This is a genomic window from Yoonia maritima (genome assembly GCF_043641945.1).
Classification (GTDB): domain Bacteria; phylum Pseudomonadota; class Alphaproteobacteria; order Rhodobacterales; family Rhodobacteraceae; genus Yoonia; species Yoonia maritima_B.
In genome coordinates this window covers 103,132-124,694 of the sequence record NZ_JBHZRX010000004.1, presented here as the reverse complement: position 1 = coordinate 124,694, position 21,563 = coordinate 103,132, and the positions used below count along the sequence as shown (strand labels likewise).

The 21,563-nt window shown below is 53.8% G+C and carries 23 protein-coding genes; 14 read left to right on the top strand and 9 right to left on the bottom strand.

What is annotated here, in order from left to right; genetic code table 11:
* Positions 1-21: 21 nt before the first annotated feature.
* From ACHUEV_RS10235 to ureG, 4 genes are all read left to right on the top strand, one after another.
* Entirely contained in the window at positions 22-159 is a 138-nt protein-coding gene (locus ACHUEV_RS10235; RefSeq protein WP_165793308.1) for a hypothetical protein, read from the top strand.
* A gap of 61 nt (positions 160-220) precedes the next feature.
* Positions 221-679, top strand: coding sequence for an urease accessory protein UreE (locus ACHUEV_RS10230; protein WP_106354669.1), 459 nt, complete (start codon positions 221-223; stop codon positions 677-679).
* Positions 627-1,304, top strand: a complete 678-nt coding sequence (locus ACHUEV_RS10225) for an urease accessory protein UreF (protein ID WP_394179516.1) — start codon at positions 627-629, stop codon at positions 1,302-1,304. Before ACHUEV_RS10230 ends, ACHUEV_RS10225 begins: the two co-directional genes overlap by 53 nt.
* Positions 1,305-1,320: 16 nt before the next feature.
* Entirely contained in the window at positions 1,321-1,932 is a 612-nt protein-coding gene (gene ureG, locus ACHUEV_RS10220; protein WP_394179514.1) for an urease accessory protein UreG, read from the top strand.
* Here the strand turns inward: ureG and ACHUEV_RS10215 are convergent.
* Both ACHUEV_RS10215 and ACHUEV_RS10210 read right to left on the bottom strand, forming a co-directional pair.
* A complete protein-coding gene (locus ACHUEV_RS10215; protein ID WP_394179512.1) occupies positions 1,901-2,593 on the bottom strand; it encodes a hypothetical protein in 693 nt (230 codons plus the stop codon). The genes ureG and ACHUEV_RS10215 overlap by 32 nt on opposite strands.
* A 53-nt stretch (positions 2,594-2,646) precedes the next feature.
* Positions 2,647-3,111: a YdcF family protein gene (locus ACHUEV_RS10210; RefSeq protein ID WP_394179510.1), complete on the bottom strand. Its 465-nt coding sequence runs from the start codon at positions 3,109-3,111 to the stop codon at positions 2,647-2,649.
* Positions 3,112-3,315: 204 nt separating this feature from the next.
* Between ACHUEV_RS10210 and acs the strand changes: the two genes are divergently transcribed.
* A complete protein-coding gene (gene acs, locus ACHUEV_RS10205) occupies positions 3,316-5,274 on the top strand; it encodes an acetate--CoA ligase (RefSeq protein ID WP_394179508.1) in 1,959 nt (652 codons plus the stop codon).
* 95 nt (positions 5,275-5,369) lie between these two features.
* Here the strand turns inward: acs and ACHUEV_RS10200 are convergent, their stop codons facing one another.
* Positions 5,370-6,470: a Hint domain-containing protein gene (locus tag ACHUEV_RS10200; RefSeq protein WP_394179506.1), complete on the bottom strand. Its 1,101-nt coding sequence runs from the start codon at positions 6,468-6,470 to the stop codon at positions 5,370-5,372.
* A gap of 224 nt (positions 6,471-6,694) precedes the next feature.
* Positions 6,695-7,168, bottom strand: coding sequence for an AAC(3)-I family aminoglycoside N-acetyltransferase (locus tag ACHUEV_RS10195; RefSeq protein WP_394179504.1), 474 nt, complete (start codon positions 7,166-7,168; stop codon positions 6,695-6,697).
* A gap of 69 nt (positions 7,169-7,237) precedes the next feature.
* Here ACHUEV_RS10195 and ACHUEV_RS10190 point away from each other — a divergent pair, with 69 nt between their 5' ends.
* Positions 7,238-7,450, top strand: a complete 213-nt coding sequence (locus ACHUEV_RS10190; RefSeq protein ID WP_394179502.1) for a hypothetical protein — start codon at positions 7,238-7,240, stop codon at positions 7,448-7,450.
* A gap of 83 nt (positions 7,451-7,533) precedes the next feature.
* Here the strand turns inward: ACHUEV_RS10190 and ACHUEV_RS10185 are convergent, their stop codons facing one another.
* Entirely contained in the window at positions 7,534-8,898 is a 1,365-nt protein-coding gene (locus ACHUEV_RS10185; RefSeq protein ID WP_394179500.1) for a mechanosensitive ion channel family protein, read from the bottom strand.
* Between the two features lie 385 nt (positions 8,899-9,283).
* Here ACHUEV_RS10185 and ACHUEV_RS10180 point away from each other — a divergent pair, with 385 nt between their 5' ends.
* The 7 genes from ACHUEV_RS10180 to ACHUEV_RS10150 all read left to right on the top strand — a co-directional run bounded on the left by ACHUEV_RS10180 (position 9,284) and on the right by ACHUEV_RS10150 (position 16,471).
* Positions 9,284-9,709: a hypothetical protein gene (locus tag ACHUEV_RS10180; protein WP_394179498.1), complete on the top strand. Its 426-nt coding sequence runs from the start codon at positions 9,284-9,286 to the stop codon at positions 9,707-9,709.
* A gap of 217 nt (positions 9,710-9,926) precedes the next feature.
* Positions 9,927-11,333, top strand: coding sequence for a 3-isopropylmalate dehydratase large subunit (gene leuC / locus ACHUEV_RS10175; RefSeq protein ID WP_394179496.1), 1,407 nt, complete (start codon positions 9,927-9,929; stop codon positions 11,331-11,333).
* The gene (gene leuD, locus ACHUEV_RS10170) at positions 11,333-11,938 is read left to right on the top strand and encodes a 3-isopropylmalate dehydratase small subunit (protein ID WP_394179494.1); all 606 of its coding nucleotides are present in this window, start codon (positions 11,333-11,335) and stop codon (positions 11,936-11,938) included. The genes leuC and leuD overlap by 1 nt, the downstream gene beginning before the upstream one ends.
* 375 nt (positions 11,939-12,313) lie before the next feature.
* On the top strand, positions 12,314-13,111 hold the full coding sequence (locus ACHUEV_RS10165) for a hypothetical protein (protein WP_394179492.1): 798 nt from the start codon (positions 12,314-12,316) through the stop codon (positions 13,109-13,111).
* A gap of 23 nt (positions 13,112-13,134) precedes the next feature.
* A complete protein-coding gene (locus ACHUEV_RS10160) occupies positions 13,135-14,082 on the top strand; it encodes an endonuclease/exonuclease/phosphatase family protein (RefSeq protein WP_394180175.1) in 948 nt (315 codons plus the stop codon).
* Positions 14,083-14,239: 157 nt separating this feature from the next.
* Complete coding sequence (gene leuB, locus ACHUEV_RS10155) at positions 14,240-15,343, top strand: 3-isopropylmalate dehydrogenase (RefSeq protein WP_394179490.1); 1,104 nt, start codon at positions 14,240-14,242, stop codon at positions 15,341-15,343.
* 153 nt (positions 15,344-15,496) lie between these two features.
* Complete coding sequence (locus ACHUEV_RS10150) at positions 15,497-16,471, top strand: DMT family transporter (protein WP_394179488.1); 975 nt, start codon at positions 15,497-15,499, stop codon at positions 16,469-16,471.
* A 2-nt stretch (positions 16,472-16,473) separates the two neighbouring features.
* Here the strand turns inward: ACHUEV_RS10150 and ACHUEV_RS10145 are convergent, their stop codons facing one another.
* Both ACHUEV_RS10145 and ACHUEV_RS10140 read right to left on the bottom strand, forming a co-directional pair.
* Positions 16,474-18,093, bottom strand: coding sequence for an FMN-binding glutamate synthase family protein (locus ACHUEV_RS10145; protein WP_394179486.1), 1,620 nt, complete (start codon positions 18,091-18,093; stop codon positions 16,474-16,476).
* A 73-nt stretch (positions 18,094-18,166) separates the two neighbouring features.
* Complete coding sequence (locus tag ACHUEV_RS10140) at positions 18,167-18,976, bottom strand: division plane positioning ATPase MipZ (protein ID WP_394179484.1); 810 nt, start codon at positions 18,974-18,976, stop codon at positions 18,167-18,169.
* 412 nt (positions 18,977-19,388) lie between these two features.
* On the opposite strand from ACHUEV_RS10140, the gene ACHUEV_RS10135 reads away from it, so the two are divergent.
* Positions 19,389-20,702, top strand: a complete 1,314-nt coding sequence (locus tag ACHUEV_RS10135) for a DEAD/DEAH box helicase (protein ID WP_394179482.1) — start codon at positions 19,389-19,391, stop codon at positions 20,700-20,702.
* A gap of 38 nt (positions 20,703-20,740) precedes the next feature.
* Here ACHUEV_RS10135 and ACHUEV_RS10130 read toward each other — a convergent pair whose 3' ends face one another.
* The gene (locus tag ACHUEV_RS10130) at positions 20,741-21,055 is read right to left on the bottom strand and encodes a DnaJ family domain-containing protein (RefSeq protein ID WP_394179481.1); all 315 of its coding nucleotides are present in this window, start codon (positions 21,053-21,055) and stop codon (positions 20,741-20,743) included.
* Between the two features lie 10 nt (positions 21,056-21,065).
* The gene (locus ACHUEV_RS10125; protein ID WP_394179479.1) at positions 21,066-21,518 is read right to left on the bottom strand and encodes a hypothetical protein; all 453 of its coding nucleotides are present in this window, start codon (positions 21,516-21,518) and stop codon (positions 21,066-21,068) included.
* Positions 21,519-21,563 lie beyond the last annotated feature (45 nt).

Below are 21,563 nucleotides of genomic sequence, written 5' to 3'. Positions count from 1 at the left end.
TCGCTTTTGACGAGGCTCAATATGACTTTCCAGACGAACAACACTCTTATCACAAACCGCGAAATGATCATCGAATTGGCCAAAGTGGCTGTTCGGGAAATCTTTCTGCTACCAGCAACCGTCGTGCGTGCGGTACGTCGCATCGCGGCGAAGCGCTAAAAACACGCTTCCCTCTGGCGAATGCTGGGGGGATAGCCCTGCGAAATCCTATAGGTGCGCCATGACAGCCAAGGCGCATCAAACACATGCCCATGCGCATGGGGCTGTGGCAGGTACGGTTAGTTTGACCTATGACGCACGACTGCTGCGTCGTAAGCGGTTGACCACTGACGCGGGTGAACCGTTCTTGGTGGATTTGCCGCAGACGACATCGGTGAATGCGGGCGAGGTTTTCCTGCTCGAAGATGGTCGTCAGATTACTGTTGCCGCTGCTGACGAACCGCTGATGCGGGTCACTGGCGACCTTGTTCGGCTTGCATGGCATATCGGTAACCGGCATGCGCCTTGCGCGGTTTTGCCTGATGCGTTGGTGGTGCAGCGCGAAAAGGTGATGCGCGCGATGCTGGAACAGTTGGGCGCGACTGTTACCGATTTCGACGGCCCCTTTACCCCAGAAGGCGGTGCCTATGGGCACGGCCGGACTATGGGGCACGATCACAGCCATTCCCATGAACACTGAACACCTGCTGACACTGACCCAGTGGCTTTCGCCTGCCTATCCTATCGGCGCATTTGCGTGGTCGCATGGGTTAGAGCGTGCTGTGCAACGCGGTGATGTGGCCAATGCGGCTGGGTTGGCGGATTGGCTGGATGCTGTGTTAACCCAAGGGGCTGGCCGGTCTGATGCAATTTTGCTGTGCGCGGCACATGGTGCCGATGATGTGGAACCTGTTGCTGAATTAGCGGCAGCGCTTTCGCCTTCGCGGGAACGAAGGATGGAGACCTTGCAGCAGGGTGCAGCATTCGCTTCAACGACACGTGCAGTTTGGGCGCTGGACCTGCCGGATATGGCCTATCCCGTGGCCGTTGGCCGTGCTGCGGCACTTATGGGATTGCCGGTTGTTCCGACAGCGCAGGTTTGGTTGCAAAGCTTTGCCAGCAATCTGATGCAGGCAGCCCAACGACTGATGCCATTGGGGCAAACCGAAGGGCAGCGTATTTTGGCGGGCTTGCTGCCTGTCTGCGCTGCGATCGGCGAAGAAGCCGCGCAATCCACTTTGGATGATATCGGCACGGCCAGCTTCGCTGTTGATATTGCGTCGATGCAGCATGCGGACCAGTATCCTCGCATATTCCGATCATAAGAAAGATGGAGCAAGAATGATGTCACCGCATGGACCATTGCGCGTTGGAATTGGTGGGCCTGTTGGCGCGGGTAAGACGACGCTGACAGCGGCGCTTGCGCGTGCGCTAAAGGATCAGGTTAGCCTTGGGGTGATTACGAACGACATCTACACCCAAGAAGACGCCGAAGCTCTGATGCGAATGCAAATCCTGCCCGCTGACCGCGTGATGGGTGTTGAAACGGGTGGTTGTCCGCATACTGCGATCCGAGAGGACGCGTCCATCAACCTCGCTGCAATTGCTGAAATGCGTGCGCGACACGATGATCTTGAACTGGTGCTTATTGAAAGCGGCGGTGACAATCTGTCTGCGACATTCAGCCCGGAGCTGGCCGATGTAACGATCTATGTTATCGACGTTGCCGCTGGCGAAGAAATCCCGCGCAAGGGTGGCCCCGCGATCACACGTTCCGATATTCTAGTTATCAACAAAACCGATCTGGCACCGCATGTTGGCGCATCGTTGGGCGTGATGGCGACGGATGCCGCGCGGATGCGTGGGGATCTTCCCGTTGTTTTTGCTAGCCTGCGCCATGAAAAGGGCGTCGATGAAGTGATTAGTCTTCTGCGCGAAATTGGGGGATTGTAGCGGTCGACCACAGGTCCAGCTTAAGCGCCGATCCGCGGTCGCCGGTTAATGCTTTCACCGCGCCAAGGCTGATCGAGTACCGTTCATTTACATGGAAGATCAGCGAAGGGTTCACCTTGGCATAGGTGTCATCGTCATAGCCTTGCCCAGTTTGCAGTTGGGATACGACAGTCCAGCGATCACTTAGATGATGCCCCCATGTGAAATCAGCTTTGGACCGAAAAACCTGATCTATGTCGCCGTAAGTGGCGCTGGTATCAATAGCGAGCCAGCCTTGATCTAGCCCGCGCCCCCAAGACACGCCGCCGCGCGTCAGGTGCTCTACGGGGTTAAGTGGGTCCACCCGGCCGCCCAAGCCAATATGTGCGGACCATATGTTGGGCGCGATCGGTTCGCCTATCGGAAAACTCGCGAAAAACACCGCAGCTTGAATGCGTCCCTGATCGGCTGTGTGATAATCGACGCCAAGGGTGACAAGGCCATTCAGACCATATTCGGCATAGAATGTCGGGTCATAGTTCACCGGAAGTTTTGCGCCTTCCGATAGTAAAAAGTTCCCGCCACTTGCTGTGAAAATCTGTCTGTGTTCACGGCTCCATGGTCCGGCGTCCGCAAGGGATGCCATGCAGAGAAAATACAAACAGGTAATAAGAAACCGCATCAATTCATCCAGTCAGATGTCGGTATTCTGCGTTAAGGATGGTTAATACTGTGTTAAGGTTGGCGCGGGGTCTTTCGCAATTTGATCGCGTAAGCAGGCAGCGCGATTGCTTCGCGCAGGTGTTGCTTAAGATGACTTCGGGTGGGTCGCGGGCTCGATACAGTCGCGTTGAACCCGAAATGTCGAGCGACCATGGCAGCGCGGCGCGCGTGATACCTGTCAGTTACAACTATGACATCACGACCAGGCAGCAAATCCCGCGCATTGCGAATGTTTTCCAAGGTCGTGGTCGACTGGTCCTCTGGCAGGATGCAGTCGGGGCTAACGCCGTGATGCTCAAGAAGGGTTTTTATCAGCGCCGCCTCGGTCGGGGGGTAAAGCCCCAGTCCACCACATGGGATGATGATGGGTGCATGGCGATCAAGCCAAAGGCTGGCCGCGTGTTGGGTGCGTCGGCGCAAGGCCGGTGACGGGCCGCCCTTCCAAACAGCAGCGCCCAGAACAATTATCGCGTCCATTTTGATGCGCCTCATTCCGTGTGTTTTGCAGGTCTTGTAAAAAACCTAACAAAATTCACGCCTCGCGGGTGTTAAGATTGACAAATTGCGCATTGGCTTAGCGCGACGGCTTGGATTCCTAATCATTCTGATCATGATATGCCTCGGAGGAGGCCAACAGTTTCTTAGCTGGGCCCAAACGACACGTCAAAGGGGGGAGAGACCATGACCGATCAAACATCCAAGATGTATCCGCCATCTGCCGAAATGGCCGCTGCAGCGCATGCTGACAAGGCAACATATGACGCGATGTACGCACAGTCGATTTCTGACCCCGAAGGTTTCTGGGCTGAGCACGGCAAGCGCGTTGACTGGATCAAGCCTTTTACGAAGGTTAAAAACACGAGCTTTGCCCCCGGCAATGTCGACATCAAATGGTTCGAAGACGGCACACTGAACGTCACCGCAAACTGTATCGACCGCCATTTGGAAACCCGTGGTGATCAGACGGCGATCATCTGGGAGCCAGATAGCGTTGACGATGACGCGCAGCACATCACGTACAAGCAATTGCACGAACGCACCTGCAAAATGGCAAATGTCCTAAAAGAAATGGGCGTGACCAAAGGCGACCGCGTCGTGCTTTACCTGCCAATGATCCCAGAGGCTGCCTATGCGATGCTGGCCTGTGCGCGTATTGGTGCGATCCACTCGATCGTATTCGCTGGCTTCTCTGCCGAGGCCTTGGGCGCACGTGTAAACGCATGTGATGCAAAGGTTGTGATTACATCAGACGGTGCACCACGTGGTGGCCGTGTGACGAACCTTAAGGATAGCGTGAACCAAGCGCTTCTAAATGACTTTGACGAAGTGAAATGTCTGGTCGTGAAACGTACTGGTCAACAGATCGCTTGGCGTCCTGAGGGCGATTACTGGCTGCACGAGATGGAAGAAAAGGTCAGCGCTGACTGTCCGCCCGAAGAAATGAACGCGGAAGATCCGCTGTTCATTCTGTACACATCCGGTTCGACTGGTCAGCCAAAGGGTGTTGTACACTCGACTGGTGGTTATATCGTCTATGCATCGATGACCCATCAATATACATTCGACTATCATGATGGTGATGTGTTCTGGTGTACTGCCGACGTGGGCTGGGTCACGGGGCACAGCTATATCGTCTATGGCCCGCTCGCCAACGGTGCGACGACTGTGATGTTCGAAGGTGTGCCAACTTATCCAGACGCAGGTCGCTTCTGGGCCGTCTGCGAAAAGCACAAAGTCAACCAATTCTACACTGCGCCAACTGCCATCCGGGCGCTGATGGGGCAGGGGACTGAGTTTGTTGAGAAATATGATCTCTCTGACCTCAAAGTGCTGGGGACAGTGGGCGAGCCTATCAACCCAGAAGCTTGGAACTGGTACAACGATGTTGTCGGCAAAGGTACTGTGCCAATCGTCGATACATGGTGGCAGACCGAAACTGGTGGTCACCTGCTGACCCCACTACCGGGTGCAACTGCGACCAAGCCGGGTTCAGCAACGCTTCCGTTCTTCGGTGTGCAGCCTGTGATCCTAGAGCCAACATCAGGCGAAGAAATCCATGATACGGCCGCCGAAGGTGTGCTGTGTATCAAAGACAGCTGGCCTGCACAGATGCGCACCGTTTGGGGTGACCATGAACGGTTCGAAAAGACCTATTTCAGTGACTACAAAGGTTACTACTTTACTGGTGACGGCTGCCGCCGTGACGATGACGGATACTATTGGATCACGGGCCGCGTTGACGACGTGATCAACGTATCTGGTCACCGCATGGGTACCGCCGAAGTCGAAAGCGCATTGGTTGCGCATGCAAAAGTCGCTGAAGCTGCCGTGGTCGGATATCCGCACAACATCAAAGGGCAGGGCATCTACGCCTATGTCACCTTGATGAGCGGTGAAGAGCCATCTGACGAGCTGCGCAAAGAGCTTGAGGTTTGGGTGCGTTCAGAGATTGGTCCAATTGCTAAGCCTGACTTGATCCAATGGGCACCGGGCCTACCTAAAACGCGCTCAGGTAAAATCATGCGCCGCATCCTGCGCAAAATCGCCGAAGACGATTTTGGTGCGCTGGGCGACACCTCTACTCTGGCTGATCCTTCTGTGGTCGATGACCTGATCGAGAACCGGATGAACAAGGGCTAACAGCCCTGACAGAACGAACAATAACGGCCGCGCGAGATGATCGAGCGGCCGTTATTATTTGGAATGGGTTGTTGTATTGCCTATTAGCTAAACGCCTAAGCAAGTCTGGCCGTTTCAACCAACGCTTTGCTGTTCGACATATGGCGTCGAACGAAGTTCTCTAGGCGCTTGCCCTGAACAACCTGCCGCGCAGTTTTAGCAGCCTCTGCCATGACATCAGGAAAAAGCGCGTTCATTTCAGCAAGTGTATCTTCATCAAGTGCTGCCAATGCGCCTGGGCCGGTCAGGAACGACTCGCTTGGCGTGCCTTCGGCATAGATCACTTCGTGGCGATCAAGCAGAAGATGGTAATAGGTCACTTCTGTTGTGCGTTCGTCCACCTCAACACCAGGCAGGCCTACTAGCTTAATGGCAGGAACAAGAACCTCTGATTGGCCAAACATCTTTTCCGCGATCTTGGAATTCACAAGCATCCTGTGCTGACGCGAGACATACAAATCCCGCGCGGGAAGGTTCTTGCCAAGCGCGCCACGTGCGATTTTGACGGGTGCAAGCTTTCCAGTCCCTTTGACGCGCGCTACGCCAATCCATCTGATCGTCTGAGGGCCATTATCCCGTGTCGTAACAACGTCGCCAACAACCAGGTCTTCGATGTTGGTTTCACCACTGGGGGTGTGAATGCGTGTTCCGTCAAGGTAGCAGGTTACATAGTCCCAAGTTTGACGATCTGCAGCAAGACCGGTCAGATTAGTGTTCCTGTTGAGGCTGTCGAATGTAATCGAGCGTATCGGCCCTGCTTCGAGCGCGGTTTGGTCCGCATTCGGCGAAAACTCTGGTGCCAGATAGGCATTGCCGTTTGTATCTTGAAACACAACGGCAGTGATTTGGGCCGTCGTGCCATCGCTGTAGGTGATGGTCGCGTTGTAAATCGCGGTCCCGTCAAAGGTCTGATTTGCGCCGCCATTGATCCTGAACGTCTCCGCAGGAGAGTTGTCCATATCGTAGGCGTTGTTGGTTCCGCCGCCAAAACCAGTAGAGCCAGGCGAGAAAGTTTGAGCATAATTTAGCAGCGCGTTATTCGTTCCGCCAAACGTTAGGCCGACAAGAGCAGCAGCGTTTTCAGCATTGTTATTGCCTTCTTGCGTATCAATGTCCGCAAGATTCCCTAATGAGAATACCGTGAATGTTGTCGCCATGGTCGGTGGTCGCTTTGTATAAGGTTGCGAAAATTCGCTGTGTTTCAAAATTTCATTTAAGAATGAAAATAGAATTAAACAAGATAGTTTCGCGGCTACCGCCTTGATCTAAAGTCCTTGTTACGTAGGGTTATTGCGCGCGTCGCCTGTATTACCGGTGAGCTTTGCAACGAACCTGTAGGGGGGTGAATATAGCATTCCGTGGGCTACGGCACAGGCGGATATCAGTCCAAGGCAATATCGAAATGCAAGACATCTTCACGGCTACCCAAGCCAGAATACAACGCGATTGCCGGTTCGTCCCCTTGATCTGCCTGCACATAGATGATCCAAGTGTCGCTGTTTCCTGCAATCTCCTTAAGGCGGTCAATCATCGCCGTCGCAATACCGCGGCGGCGGTAGTTTTCAGCAACTGCCAGATCATAGATATAGAACTCCGAGCGTTCTTGCTCAAACTTACGCAACTGATATGCCACAAGCGCCCCAACAACGGACCCTTCCCAAATAGCGACCAAACTGACGAAGCTGTCCTGCGCCAATATCCGTCGCTGATAGGCCACTGAGGGCCTTGCACTGCTGTAGCTAACAGGATCATCAAACGCATCCGCGAACAGATCAAGCATTGCGTTGAAATGCAGGCCGTCGTCCGGAGTTAATCGTATGACAGTTAGATCATCATGTTCGGCCCGTTGTCTCATGGCTGATGCCCCTCGCTGATCCTATCGGAGTATACTCTGCGGACAGTCTCTAATCAAAGAAGGCATCGGGTGGCGGAGAAAACAGTCACTCTTCTCGACGAATCAGCCAATAATAAAACCATTCCGACGCGCCTGCGGCGAATGGCAAGTATGAGCCCAAAGTTACGTTGGTTGACGCGTCGGGCGGTTACCCTCCACCGCTATCAGGTGGGCGATTTTACGACCCTAATTGTCACCGAAATTGTTTATTTACTGGCGCGTCATCGTTTTGATATCGCTTAGGTCAAGCAAAATCAAGTTTGGGAGATGAGGCTTTTGCTTTCTTGATCAACGGTAGTTTCGTCCCGCATAGCGGCCATTGACCACTAATCCAACTTCGTATTCACGGGGTCACTTGCCAACATCTTCACTTCTCTTTGTGGGAATGGGATGCTGATGCCGTTTTGTTGGAATGCGTCCCAGAGAGCGAGGAAGACGTTGCCTCGGATGTTAGTTAGGCCCCCGGTCGGATCGGTGATCCAGAAGCGTAGGATGTAGTCGACGGAACTGTCCCCGAAGCCGACGATGTGACAGACCGTGGGGCGGCTGGTCAGGACACGGTCGACGCTTTGTGCTGCTTCAATTGCGATGCGGCGTACGTCATGAGGGTTGTCACTGTAGGACGTACCGAAATGGATATCGAGCCGGACAAAGTCATTTGAATGCGACCAGTTCACGACTTGCCCGGTGATCAGGTCTTCGTTCGGGATCAGGTATTCTTTGCCGTCACGGGTAACGACGGAAACGTAGCGCGCGCCCAAAGAATTGATCCAGCCAAAGGTATCGCCAAGGCTAATGACGTCGCCGGGTTTAATGGACTTGTCTAACAGGATGATCACGCCGGACACGAGGTTCGACACAACCTTTTGCAGACCAAAACCAAGACCCACACCAATCGCGCCAGAAAGCACGGCAAGACCCGTCAGGTCGATCCCGATTGCTTTAACGCCGAAAAAGAATGCAGCACCATAAACCGCGATTTGCAGGCCTTTGATGATGAGGACTTGCATTGAGGGGCTGATGTCTTGGTTTGTGCGGATTTTGTTCGCGGTCGTTGTCGTAAAGAACCGTGCAAGACTGATCAGAACCCCAAGGATAACCAGAGATTGGACAAGAAGCAAAAGCGAGAACCTAATCTCACCTACTGTAAATCCGGCGCTGTGAAGCAGTTGTTCGACGGGATCAAGCAGGCCAAGGATGCGAAGGCTCACATAGGTCCACGCTCCGTAGCGGACCGTTTTACGCAGAAATGGGCTTTTGATGAGCCGTGTCGCGAAGACAACTGCGAGCCATGCAAAGGCGAGCGTCCCGATGAGGCTAAGTAGGTAGCTACGGCTGTTCCACGTCACTTCGCGCATCACAAAGATCGTCAGCCAAATGAGTATTACAAAGAAGATCGGTCGCAGACGTTGATGAATCACGACCAAGACGCGCATCCGCCATTTTGGCCAATTTTGTCTGGCTGCCATCCATTCCCGGATACGAGGCCCTAGAATGACCCGAAGGATATGCGCAAGAACGAATAACCCAATCGCGATGCCGACCTGATAAATGTTCCACGTACGCACGAAAGTGTCCGCGAATTTGCTGGCATAATCGAATAGTTCGTTGCCAAACGACAGCACCTGATCAAGCTGCGCGTCAACGGAGACGCTATTGGTGGTCTCTGGCGGGATGTTATGTTCGGCCATTGCTGCTCTTACCGTTTCGGTCTGACCAGTGTTGCATGCGCATAACCCAGTCGGCAAGCCGGCCTAGTGTGACTTTCATTGGGGGGCGATGATCTGCTAAGAGGTGGGATTGTTAAGTATTGAAAATTATTTAAAGTGATTTTTTTGAGAGATAGCACTGTGTATTGCTTTGGGATTGGTTTTGACGACATTCGGTTTAGTGTTTTTGAGACATGATGGCGACTAAGATGTAGTCAAAGAAAGCGAAATCCGCGGTTCCCTCGACGACGATGAAATAACCAGCACGGATGGTGACGATACTGTTCTTGCTTGGGCAGGAAACGACACGATCACGGGCGGTGCGAGGGATGACGAAATCCGGCCTAGCGATGGCGAAGCACAAGGTATGGACGGTGCCGATGATTTGATTTTCGTGACAGGCGCCGCAACGTTGGAGGCTGACGCTGGCTTTGGTGACGAATTTTTCGTTCTTGCGAACGTTACGGATGATCAGCTGACCGAAGCAACAATCACTGACTTCGATCCCTCGCGGGACACCCTGACACTGACCGTCGATCATGTTCCTGAGGGCGGGACACTTCCGGACGTTGATGTGACTATGACCGAAACAGAAGTTGATGGCGTAAGTGGCGTTCGGGTCGAAGCGGTATACAGCGGAGCCGGCGATGTCCCTGACGAATCCGAGGGTGCTGTGGCGTTCTTGGAGAGTATGACTGTCGATATGCTTGGTTCCGCGAATATCGCGGTGGTGGCAACGGAGCAGGCTGATTTGTTCGATCCAGAGAGCACAATAGCCGAACTTGTCACGTAATCGCCTTTGTTAAGAGGGGTTCGTGACGAGTTACTCTTGCGAGACTCGCCGACCATGTATATCTGAGCGCTTATGAAACAGGTTTTTGACATGGATGACCGCGCCCGCCTTCCTTGGCGATTTTTTGGCGCGAGCTGCACGATCCTAGCTCGGGGCTAATCCCCTCGCCAAATCCGCACGCCTGAAGACATCTGAAAATTTGACACGGGAGAGGACCATGTCCCCCAAAACGCTCTATGATAAAATCTGGGACGCTCATGTTGCCCATGAAGCCGAAGACGGCACCTGTTTGCTGTATATCGACCGCCATCTGGTTCACGAAGTGACCAGCCCACAGGCGTTCGAAGGTCTGCGCATGGCGGGCCGTAAGGTACGCCAGCCGAGCCAGACAATCGCTGTGCCGGATCACAACGTGCCAACGACGCTGGATCGCGATAACGCTGATAACATGACCGAAGACAGCCGCATTCAGGTTGCCGCTCTTGACAGTAATGCCAAGGAATTCGGTATCAACTACTACCCTGTGACCGACGTACGTCAGGGGATTGTTCACATCGTGGGCCCTGAACAGGGTTGGACCCTGCCGGGGATGACTGTTGTTTGTGGTGACAGCCACACCGCGACGCACGGTGCTTTCGGTGCGTTGGCACATGGTATCGGTACATCTGAAGTAGAGCACGTTCTTGCAACCCAGACGCTGATCCAGAAAAAATCCAAGAACATGAAGGTGGAAGTCACCGGAAAGCTCAGCCCAGGCGTGACTGCTAAGGACATCACTTTGGCGATCATCGGCGAGACCGGCACTGCTGGCGGCACTGGATATGTCATTGAATATTGTGGCGAAGCGATCCGTGATCTGTCTATGGAAGGTCGCATGACCGTCTGTAACATGGCAATCGAAGGCGGTGCTCGCGCTGGCCTCATCGCTCCAGACGAAAAGACATATGAATACTGCAAAGGCCGTCCGCACGCGCCAAAAGGCGAAGACTGGGACAAGGCTGTCGCTTATTGGAAGACGCTCTTCACTGATGAAGATGCGCATTTTGACAAGGTTGTTACGCTGAAAGGCGAAGACATCGCACCAGTTGTCACATGGGGCACGTCGCCCGAAGATGTGTTGCCGATTGATGCGGTTGTGCCTGCACCCGAGGACTTCAAAGGCGGCAAGGTCGGCGCGGCTAAGCGTTCAATCGAATACATGGGCCTCGAAGTTGGTCAAAAACTGACTGATATCCAGATTGACACAGTGTTCATCGGTTCCTGCACCAACGGTCGGATCGAAGACTTGCGTGCTGCTGCCGCCGTGCTGAAAGGCAAAAAGATCAAAGACGGTCTGCGGGCGATGATCGTACCGGGTTCTGGTCTTGTGCGTGCGCAAGCCGAAGAAGAAGGTCTGGCCGACATCTTTAAAGAAGCCGGATTTGAATGGCGTCTAGCGGGATGTTCGATGTGTCTGGCGATGAACCCAGACCAATTGGCACCTGGCGAACGCTGTGCATCTACGTCTAACCGAAATTTTGAAGGTCGCCAGGGTTACCAGGGGCGTACGCACCTGATGTCTCCAGCTATGGCTGCGGCTGCCGCTATTACCGGTCACCTGACCGACATCCGGGAGTTCAACTAATGCAAAAGTTCACGAAACTCAGCGGCATTGCCGCGCCACTGCCATTGGTTAATATCGACACGGATATGATCATTCCAAAGCAGTTTCTGAAAACGATCAAACGTTCGGGCCTTGGTGCGAACCTGTTCGACGAAATGCGTTTTGATCGCCAAGGGAATGAGATTCCGGATTTCGTTCTGAACAAACCGCAATATCGCGAAGCGCAGATTCTTGTTGCGGGTGATAACTTTGGCTGTGGTTCATCGCGTGAACACGCGCCATGGGCGATTGCGGATTTTGGGATCACTTGTGTGATCTCGCCATCCTTCGCTGATATCTTCTACAACAACTGTTTCAAGAACGGCATCTTGCCAATCGCGTTGCCACAAGAGCAGGTCGACGTGCTGATGAAAGACGCCGAGAAGGGTTCAAACGCCCGGATCGAGGTTGACCTTGAAGCGCAGACAATCACGTCATCGGACGGTGAGGTCTTCACGTTTGAAGTCGATGAGTTCAAGAAACACTGCCTGCTGAACGGTCTGGATGACATTGGTTTGTCACTGGAAAAGGTCGCTTCAATCGACAGCTTCGAAGCAAAAGCAGGCGCTGAACGCCCTTGGGTTTAAGCGTTTCAACATGACTATTAAAAGGCCGCGCGTTTGCGCGGCCTTTTTTACGTTTTATGGCGGGTCGCATGAAACCGCCGATGCAATATCTCGACATCGTGACAGTCTAGGCTATGTAACGTATACGTTTACGTGGTTTGGTTGATAAGACTTGGGGTTACTTAACGCGATCTCAATTATTCGACGGAAACAATGCTTCTCATCGCTGGCGACATCGTTTGTTGACCTTCCTAACAATGCGTTGAGATGTTGCGCAAATGGTAAAATTAGCGTTTCATATTTGGAATGCGGAGGAAACCCAGATCACGATGTGATCTGAAATGGGATAAATCTAAATTGTTCAATCGCCTACCTGGAGCGTTGGTACGTGCAGTCATGGTCGTAATCCTTGTGATTATGCCGGCCTTAATTTTACCACGCGGCGCGCAGGACAGTTTCCAGATTGTCGCGCTGTTTGCGATATTTGCTGCGATTTTTACGATCGTCGAATACAGCTCGGCTAGCCCAAGCTTGGTCGAATTCAGGGACGCTCCACCTTTCAACCGGGTTCGGTTTTCGACGCTTTTTGCGACAGTACTGTGCTTGTCGGTGATCTTCCGTGGATATGTAGCACCCTCAGCGATCACGGAAATATTTCAGCGAAGCGGGGCAAGCATTGGTGCTGTGATCGATTTTCCCTATTCGCCTGTGCGGCTAATGGTGTTGATGTTGCCAGAAGATGCCCCAGCTGACCTCGTGCAACGGGTTCGTGACGGGGCAGGACTTAGCTATTTGGTTTCTATTTTTGCAATCGTTTGGTTCATCCTTGTGCTGCGTCTGCGCCAATGGCCACGTCGCGACGGCCCCTTTAACGTGTGGGTAAACTTGCCGACATTTGATCCCGCCGGCGGCGACGTCGTTGAACGGCTCGAACGCGACGGACGAATTAACGTTATATTAGGCTTTCTGCTCCCATTTCTTGTCCCGGCTGCGTTGAAATTGTTCGCAAGCTTTGGTGCGCCCGTCCAGTTGGACGATATGCATACATTACTGTGGATGATCTCGGCATGGGCCTTCTTACCAGCAAGCATATTGATGCGTGGTGTCGCGCTCAGTCGGGTCGCGCAAATGATCCGTCGCCAGCGCAAGATGGCCTACGAGCGCGCTGCATCCGAAGGTTTGTTGGTGGTCTGATCCTCGCCTGCCTGTCGTGGGGCGTGCAGGCTGAAACTATTCGGATCGCTACATTTGCAGCGCCACTTAGCAGGGCAGGTCCCGGATTAATTTTGCGCGATATCCGCAAGGGCGATGACCCTCAAATTGCGGCAATCGTTCAGGTTATTGATCAGATATCGCCGGATATCCTTTTGCTTACTGATATTGACTTTGACCTTGATGGTGCGGCGCTGGCTGCATTTTCGGATGTGTTACAGCAGCCCTATGAACATCAGTTCACGGCACGCCCTAACGCCGGGATACCGACGGGTTTTGACGTTGACGGTAACGGTCGGTTAGGCGAAGCACGCGACGCACAAGGGTACGGAGAGTTTTCCGGTGATGGCAGTTTGGCCGTGCTGTCGCGATTTCGATTTGGTGACGTCGCTGATCTGTCAGCTGTGCTCTGGCGCGATCTTGCGGGGGTGGAGTTGCCCCCCATGAAGGCCGAACATGCTGCAATTCAGCGATTGTCATCCACCGGCCACTGGATCGTTCCAATCGACTTGCCAATCGGTCGGCTCCATCTTTTGGCATTTGCGGCAACGCCGCCAGTATTCGATGGGCCCGAAGACCGGAACGGATTGCGAAATCGCGATGAACTACGGCTTTGGACCGAGGTGCTGGATGGAGCGTTTGGTGAGGTGCCCGATAGTTTTGTCATCGCGGGGAATGCCAACCTCGATCCAACTGCCGGCGATGGTCTACGTGATGCGATGGTCGACTTTCTTGCAGACCGCCGATTACAGGATCCACTGCCGGGTATCCCAACGGCCTATTGGCCCGACAGGCCAGCGCTAGGCGCGTTACGCGTTAGTTATGTTCTGCCGTCGAGAGAATGGGTGGTCAAGGATGCAGGTGTGGTCTGGCATTCCTCTGATCCGATAGAGGGCGTTGGCAATATGGTCGCCGGTCCGCATGCGCTTGTTTGGGTGGATATCAGCAAGTAGATTAGATGCTTACCTTTACACATGAGGCAACGCGCCAAAACCCACGTATTCGTCGCGTTTGGGACCTGCATGAGGTAGGTCTGCCCCCTTGGTATCTTGAACCTTTGGCCTTGGCAGGCTAGGCCGTTGACAACATTTTCAACCAAGGACCAGACATATGGCAAACCCCTCCCTTTTGATCCTCGCCGGTGACGGCATCGGCCCCGAAGTCATGGACGAGGTAAAGCGGATTATTGGCTGGTTCGGCGATAAGCGCGGCGTTTCTTTTGACGTGTCCGAAGACCTTGTTGGTGGTGCGGCTTATGACAAGCACGGCGTTCCATTGCATGACGACACAATGGCAAAAGCCCAAGAAGTAGACGCCGTTCTGTTGGGTGCTGTTGGCGGTCCAAAATACGATGATCTGGATTTCAGCGTAAAGCCAGAGCGTGGCCTGCTGCGTCTGCGTAAAGAAATGGACCTGTTCGCGAACCTGCGTCCTGCACAGTGTTTTGACGCGCTTGCTGATTTCTCGTCGTTGAAAAAAGACATCGTTGCCGGTCTGGACATCATGATCGTCCGCGAGTTGACGTCAGGTGTTTATTTCGGTGAACCGCGCGGCATTCACATGGAAGACAACATGCGCGTCGGCATCAACACCCAGCGTTACACCGAAGCAGAGATCGAACGCGGCGCACGTGCAGCGTTCGAACTGGCGATGAAGCGCGACAAGCGTTTGTGTTCTATGGAAAAAGCAAACGTTATGGAATCTGGTATTCTGTGGCGTGATGTTGTAACCGAAGTGCACGCCGACTACCCAGAGGTGGAACTGTCGCATATGTACGCCGACAACGGTGCGATGCAGCTGGTACGCGCGCCTAAGCAGTTCGACGTGATCTACACAGACAACCTGTTCGGTGACATCCTGTCTGACTGTGCTGCGATGCTGACGGGTTCGCTGGGCATGTTGCCATCGGCAAGCCTTGGCGTTCCAATGGAAAACGGCCGTCCAAAGGCGATGTACGAACCGGTCCACGGTTCAGCACCTGATATCGCAGGTCAAGGCAAAGCAAACCCAATCGCGTGCATTCTGTCGTTCGCAATGGCGCTGCGCTATTCGTTCGACATGGGCGCAGAGGCGGATCGTCTTGAAGCGGCCATCGAAAAAGTACTGGCCGACGGCGCACGTACGGGCGACCTGATGGGGCCAGAAGGCGGCACACCACTGTCTACGACCCAAATGGGTGATGTCATCTTGGCCGCGCTGGACGCGTCACTGTAAGCAAATTTTTGTCGCATCCGGCTTAGGGTGCGATCTAGAAACATCATGATGCCCGCAGGTGTCTGATCGGTCTTCTTAATTAGAGGGTTGATCTTGACACCTGCGGGCTATCGTTTTTTGTCAGTAAGTAGCTAAACCAACGAAAGACCGGATATGTCCCCCAACGCCAAAGGTGCAATGCTTGCGTTGACAGCTTTTGCTGTCTTTGCCACGCATGACGTGATCATCAAGATTTTGGGCGCGACGTATTCGCCGTTTCAGATCGTGTTCTTTAGCGTTCTGCTAAGTTTCCCATTGGCCACTGTTATGCTTATGCGTGATGCAAAGCCGGGTACATTGGTGCCTGTGCACCCTTGGTGGATGGCTTTGCGTACGGCCGCAGCAACAGTGACAGGTGTTGCGGCGTTCTATGCGTTCTCTGTGCTGCCGCTGGCGCAGGTTTATGCGATCTTGTTTGCGACGCCGCTTTTGATCACTGTGCTTGCGATCCCGGTCTTGGGTGAAACCGTGCGATTGCGCCGCTGGATTGCGGTTTTGGTTGGCCTTGTTGGCGTTATGGTCGTGTTGCGACCGGGGCAGACCCCGCTGACTGGTGGTCATCTTGCAGCACTTGCATCTGCGGTGTGCGGTGCGATTGCATCGATTGTCGTGCGTAAAATTGGATCAGAGGAGCGCCCTGTCGTGATGCTGATCTATCCGATGGTTGCTAACTTTGTACTGATGGGCTGCGCGCTACCGTTCGTTTATGAGCCGATGCCGATTACGCATCTGGGAATGCTGGGTGTGATCGCCTTGTTTGCATGGATCGCTAGCTTTCTGGTTATTCTTGCTTATCAGGCGGGCGAGGCGGCAATCATCGCGCCGATGCAGTACAGCCAGATCATTTGGGCCACGATTTTCGGGATGCTGTTCTTTGACGAAACGATGGATTTGTTCACGGGTGTAGGTGCGACGATTATCATCGCAAGCGGCCTTTATATCGTGTTGCGCGAAAGCAAAGGGACGTCACAGAACACACCAGTTCTACGAAATCGGTCCCGCACTGTTACCAGTGCAGAACCGCGTGTCAGCCTGTTTATGCGTGTGCTGGGACAAACCCCGCCACGGCAGGAAGAAACTACCGAGTAAGCCTATGTGCGGGCTTCTGGCGGCGCAAAGCTGTCGGCTGATGCCCGTGCCCAGCGTTCTTTATAGACGATGTGTTCGTCGCCATCTTCAAGCAAGAAGCCAATCGGTAGATAGTTGTAGACATCGTTGGCTTCGGTCATCTGCCCGTCACCACGACGCGTCATAAAGTGATAGGGTAGGAAACCACTGGGGTCGTTCAGCCCTGCAGCGCCGGCGATTTCGCCAAGCGCTTTAAGCGTGTTCGCATGGAACCGCGCGACCCGTTGGCTTTTGTTTTCGACATTGAGTGCCTTTTGACGCAGTGGATCTTGGGTCGCAACGCCCACAGGGCAGTGGTTAGTGTGGCAGGCCTGGGCCTGAATGCAACCAATCGAGAACATGTAGCCACGCGCCGAGTTGCACCAATCTGCGCCTAGCGACAGCGCACGTGCAATATCAAATGCACTGACCAGTTTACCGGCGGCGCCGACTTTTACGTGGTCACGGATGCCAGCGCCCCGCAGCGTATTGTGCACAAATGTCAGACCTTCGATCATTGGCATCCCGACGTGGTTGGCGAATTCCAGCGGCGCTGCACCTGTGCCGCCTTCGGTCCCATCGACCACGATGAAATCGGGGATGATCCCCGTTTCCAGCATTGCTTTGACCATGCACATGAATTCACGGCGGTGGCCGATGCATAGCTTGAAACCAACGGGTTTACCGCCTGACAGGTCACGCAGTTGCGCGATGAAACGCATCAGCTGTCGTGGTGAGGAAAACGCGCTGTGGGCAGCGGGTGAAACGCAATCGACACCCATTGGAATATGCCGCGCCTCTGCAATTTCTTCCGTAATCTTTGACGCAGGTAGCATACCACCATGACCGGGCTTAGCGCCTTGGCTAAGTTTTAGTTCGATCATCTTGACCTGATCGTCTGCGGCTTGCTCTGCGAATTTTTCGGGGCTGAAGGTGCCATCATCATTTCGGCAACCAAAATAACCCGAGCCAATTTCATAGATCAGGTCGCCACCCGGTTCACGGTGATAGCGGCTGATGCCACCTTCGCCCGTGTCTTGAGCAAACCCACCAAGTTTGGCGCCTGTGTTCAGGGCCGTGATCGCATTTGCAGATAACGATCCAAAGCTCATCGCTGATATGTTGTAAAGCGAAGCGCTGTAGGGCTTCTTGCAGTCTGGACCGCCGATCATAACGCGAAAATCGGTGTCTGAAAAATGGACCGGTTGGACCGAGTGCGTGAGCCAAGAATAACCGGCCTCGTACACTTTTTCTTGGGTGCCAAATGGGCGCTTATCTTCGGCACCCTTTGCACGCTGATACACCAACGAACGCTGTTCGCGGCTGAACGGCTGTTCGTCTTGATCGTTCTCAATCAGGTATTGGCGAATTTCGGGGCGGATTGCCTCGAACAGGAATCGTAGATGACCCAAAACCGGGTAGTTGCGCAGAATCGAATGACGGGTTTGCCGCATGTCGCGGATTCCGACAATTGTCAGGATTGCGAATGCAAAGAATGGAAAGATCACCCAAGTATACCAGAAGGATAATAGCAGGGTGACAACCGCCATAACCGTAACAAACAAGAACGTACTGTAACGTTCCAACGACAACAAATCCCGCATGATGGCTCCTCTTAGCTTTCGCGACATGCTTAGGCTGCTAAGCTACGTCGCGAAAGGGGGTCGCATCAACTGGTTAAAAATTAGGTGTCACGCCCGGCAGTTCAAGCGACTTGATCAGCTCGCGTAGTTCTTGGCGGGCGGCAACATTAGAAATGTTCATGCCTTTGACGCCAATGTCACGTAGGTCCAACAGGGTCAGGCCACGTGGGAACAGTTCGCGGAAAATCACACGCTCGTTAAAGCCAGGGGCAGTCCGGAAACCGACGCGCTTGGCCAGTTTCGTGATGGCGCGCTGCATCTTTTCTTTGTTGACCATCGCCTGCGCACCCATACGGTTCCGCACGACAATCCAGTCAATGGGTTTTAAACCAGCCTGCGCCCGCAATTGCCGCGCGTTCCAGACCATTTCTGAATAAACAGATGGGCCGGTGATTTCTTCGCCGTCGCTATCGACATGGGCGAGCAGATCAAAGTCGATGAAGCTATCGTTCAACGGCGTAATCAGCGTGTCAGCAAGGCTATGCGCCACTTGGCTAAGCCGGGTGTGCGAGCCAGGGCAGTCGATCAGGATAAAGTCGTTGTCGGCTTCCATCTCTGACACGGCCATCGAAAGGCGGTGATCAAAGGCGTTTTCGCCGGGCTTTAGGCTTGTCTGATCGATCTCAGGAAGCTCGTGATAGCTGGGCGAGGGCAGGTCGAGCCCTTTTTCCGCAAGAAAATTCGCGCGATTTACGATATAGCGCCCAAGCGTCTTTTGCCGTAGGTCAAGGTCAAGCGTCCCAACCCGATGTCCCATCCGTGCAAGCGCTGTCGCGACATGCATTGATACGGTCGACTTGCCCGCGCCGCCTTTTTCGTTACCCACAACAATGATATGTGCCACGCAATCTATCCCTACAGAATGTGCTTTGGCACACTATATGGTGTGGTGCCCCCAAGGGGAAGTGATCGGCCCGTCGATACTGCGTTTATTTCGCATTTGCGTGCTACTGACGATACACCCGGCAGAGTGACGTAGCTGTCACCTTGACAGTTTGTTCGGAAAGGCGCATGTGCAACCCAACCGATGCAAGCTGCCGCGTGAGCAGAGCGTGACCGAAGGTCAATCGCAAGGCATCGCTTAACTCTCAGGTTCCCACATCACGCAGGGGTCCCGCGCCAAATCGGCGCCCGGACAATGCGGTTCTGGCTGTCAGCATATGGCGCAACCTTGCTTTGGGTTCATGGCGCTGTGCCGTGAGCCTTACCGTATGCGCAGGCCTGATCGCCTGCTAAATAGACAGGATATCCAATAAATGGATTTTGATATGCTGGGGCTCGCGCCTCGCCTTGTGAACGTTCTGAAAGAACAAGGGATCACCGATCCCACCCCAATTCAAACCCAAGCCATCCCGCACGCCATGAATGGCCGCGATGTGATGGGGCTTGCCCAAACTGGTACTGGTAAAACCGCCGCCTTTGGTCTGCCGATGATCAACGCACTGATGAAGGCTGGCGTTAAACCAAGCCCGAAAACAGCACGCGGTTTGATCCTTGCGCCAACACGCGAGTTGGCCAAACAGATTTCTGAAAACCTGACGGCTTATACCAAGGGTAGCCATTTGAAAGTGGCACTTGTGGTTGGTGGTGCTGGGATTTCTGCACAATCGAAACGTCTAGCAGGCGGTGTTGACCTATTGGTTGCGACGCCGGGCCGTTTGATTGATTTGATCGATCGTCGCGCCGTGCGTTTGGACGAAACAATTTATCTGGTATTGGACGAAGCCGACCAAATGCTCGACATGGGCTTTATCCATGCGTTGCGCCAGATCGCGCCGTTGTTGGCTAAAGATCGCCAAACAATGATGTTCTCGGCAACGATGCCAAAGCTGATGGCTGAATTGGCATCCACATACCTTAAGGACGCCGTACGCGTTCAGGTGAACCCTCCAGGGCAGGCTGCGAAAAAGATCGCGCAATCGGTGCACTTTGTGGCCCAAGCTGCCAAGACTGACCTGCTGATCGAACTGCTTGATAAGCACCGCGATGAGCTGGCACTGGTGTTCGGTCGCACGAAACATGGCTGTGAGAAGCTGTATAAAGTGCTGGAAAACAAAGGCTTTGCTGCGGCGTCTATCCACGGCAACAAAAGCCAAGGTCAGCGGGATCGTGCGATCACGGCGTTTAAGGCTGGTAAGGTCCGCGTGTTGGTCGCAACAGATGTGGCCGCGCGCGGGATCGATATTCCCGATGTGCGTCACGTGTACAACTACGATATGCCAAACGTTGCAGACAACTATGTTCACCGGATTGGCCGGACTGCGCGTGCTGGTGCCGAAGGCTGCGCTGTTGCACTGGTTGCTCCTGATGAAATGATCGAATTGCAGGACATTGAAAAGGTGATGAAGGAAACAATTCCTGTCGCCTCTGGTCGTCCGTGGGAAATCAAACCCGGTCAGAAAAAACGCCCCAACGGTGGCGGTGGCGGCGGTCGTCGTGGAGGCGGTGGTGGCCGTCACGCGTCTGGCGGCAAGCCAGGTGGTGGTAAGCCCGGTGGCGGTGGTAAACCCGGCGGAGGACGTCGTCGCGGTGGCGGCGGTGGTCGTTCGCGCGCAGCTGCGTCTGCATAAGTAAGATACGCCGCCTCGGGTATGATCCGGGGCGGTACCTATCCGTATTTACGAAACGCCTCCATCTCAATGGCGAGCTTTGTGTGAAGCTCGGACAACACCAGCATCTCATCCTTACGCGCAGTTTCATCCGTCAGTGATGTGAGTCGTTCTTGCGACGCAAGGATCTGCTGGCGCAAGATCACAACAGGCGACTTTGCATCGGCCTCGGACATGATCCGATTTAGCACGGCATTCTGCGGATCATCCAACCCCGTCAGCGGCTCACCTGCACCAGGTAAATCATCAAAATCACCACGCTTTTCCGCGTTCTGGACAATTTGATCGATCAGGCTGCTAAGTGGATGATGCATTGATTTTCGTTTAACTAACGGGAGAGGGGATTTTACACTGGCGAGCTTCAGCAAAACAAGGGCCATCGGGGCGGTGCGTCGGTTTCCAGCACACGTTTTCGTTCGGCAGTATATGCAACACCCATTCAACTAGATCGCCATTCGGCTGTCGACGATTTTCATGATCTAGCACCATTGTGATCGTCGACTGATCTGATGCCAGAACAGTATAATTTGCTTCATTGGTCCATTGGTCGTCGTAACCCTGAATTTTGTGCCTCCAAAGAAAATGGGCTCTCTGCTCATTTTCTGAAAACGTAATTGTAAATGGGTTAGCTTCGCAACTGGCCTCTGGCTGGCCAATAATACCTCGTGGGCCTGCAGCAGCGCGGTCAAAGGCGGTTTCAGCTACGCACATTGCCGGTGCAAATATCATTCCGACGCTTACTAAAAATTTAATCAAAATGGTTTTCTTCGGAAGCAAAAAAGCCTGCTTCAGTAGAAGCAGGCTTTCAAAACACAATCAAGA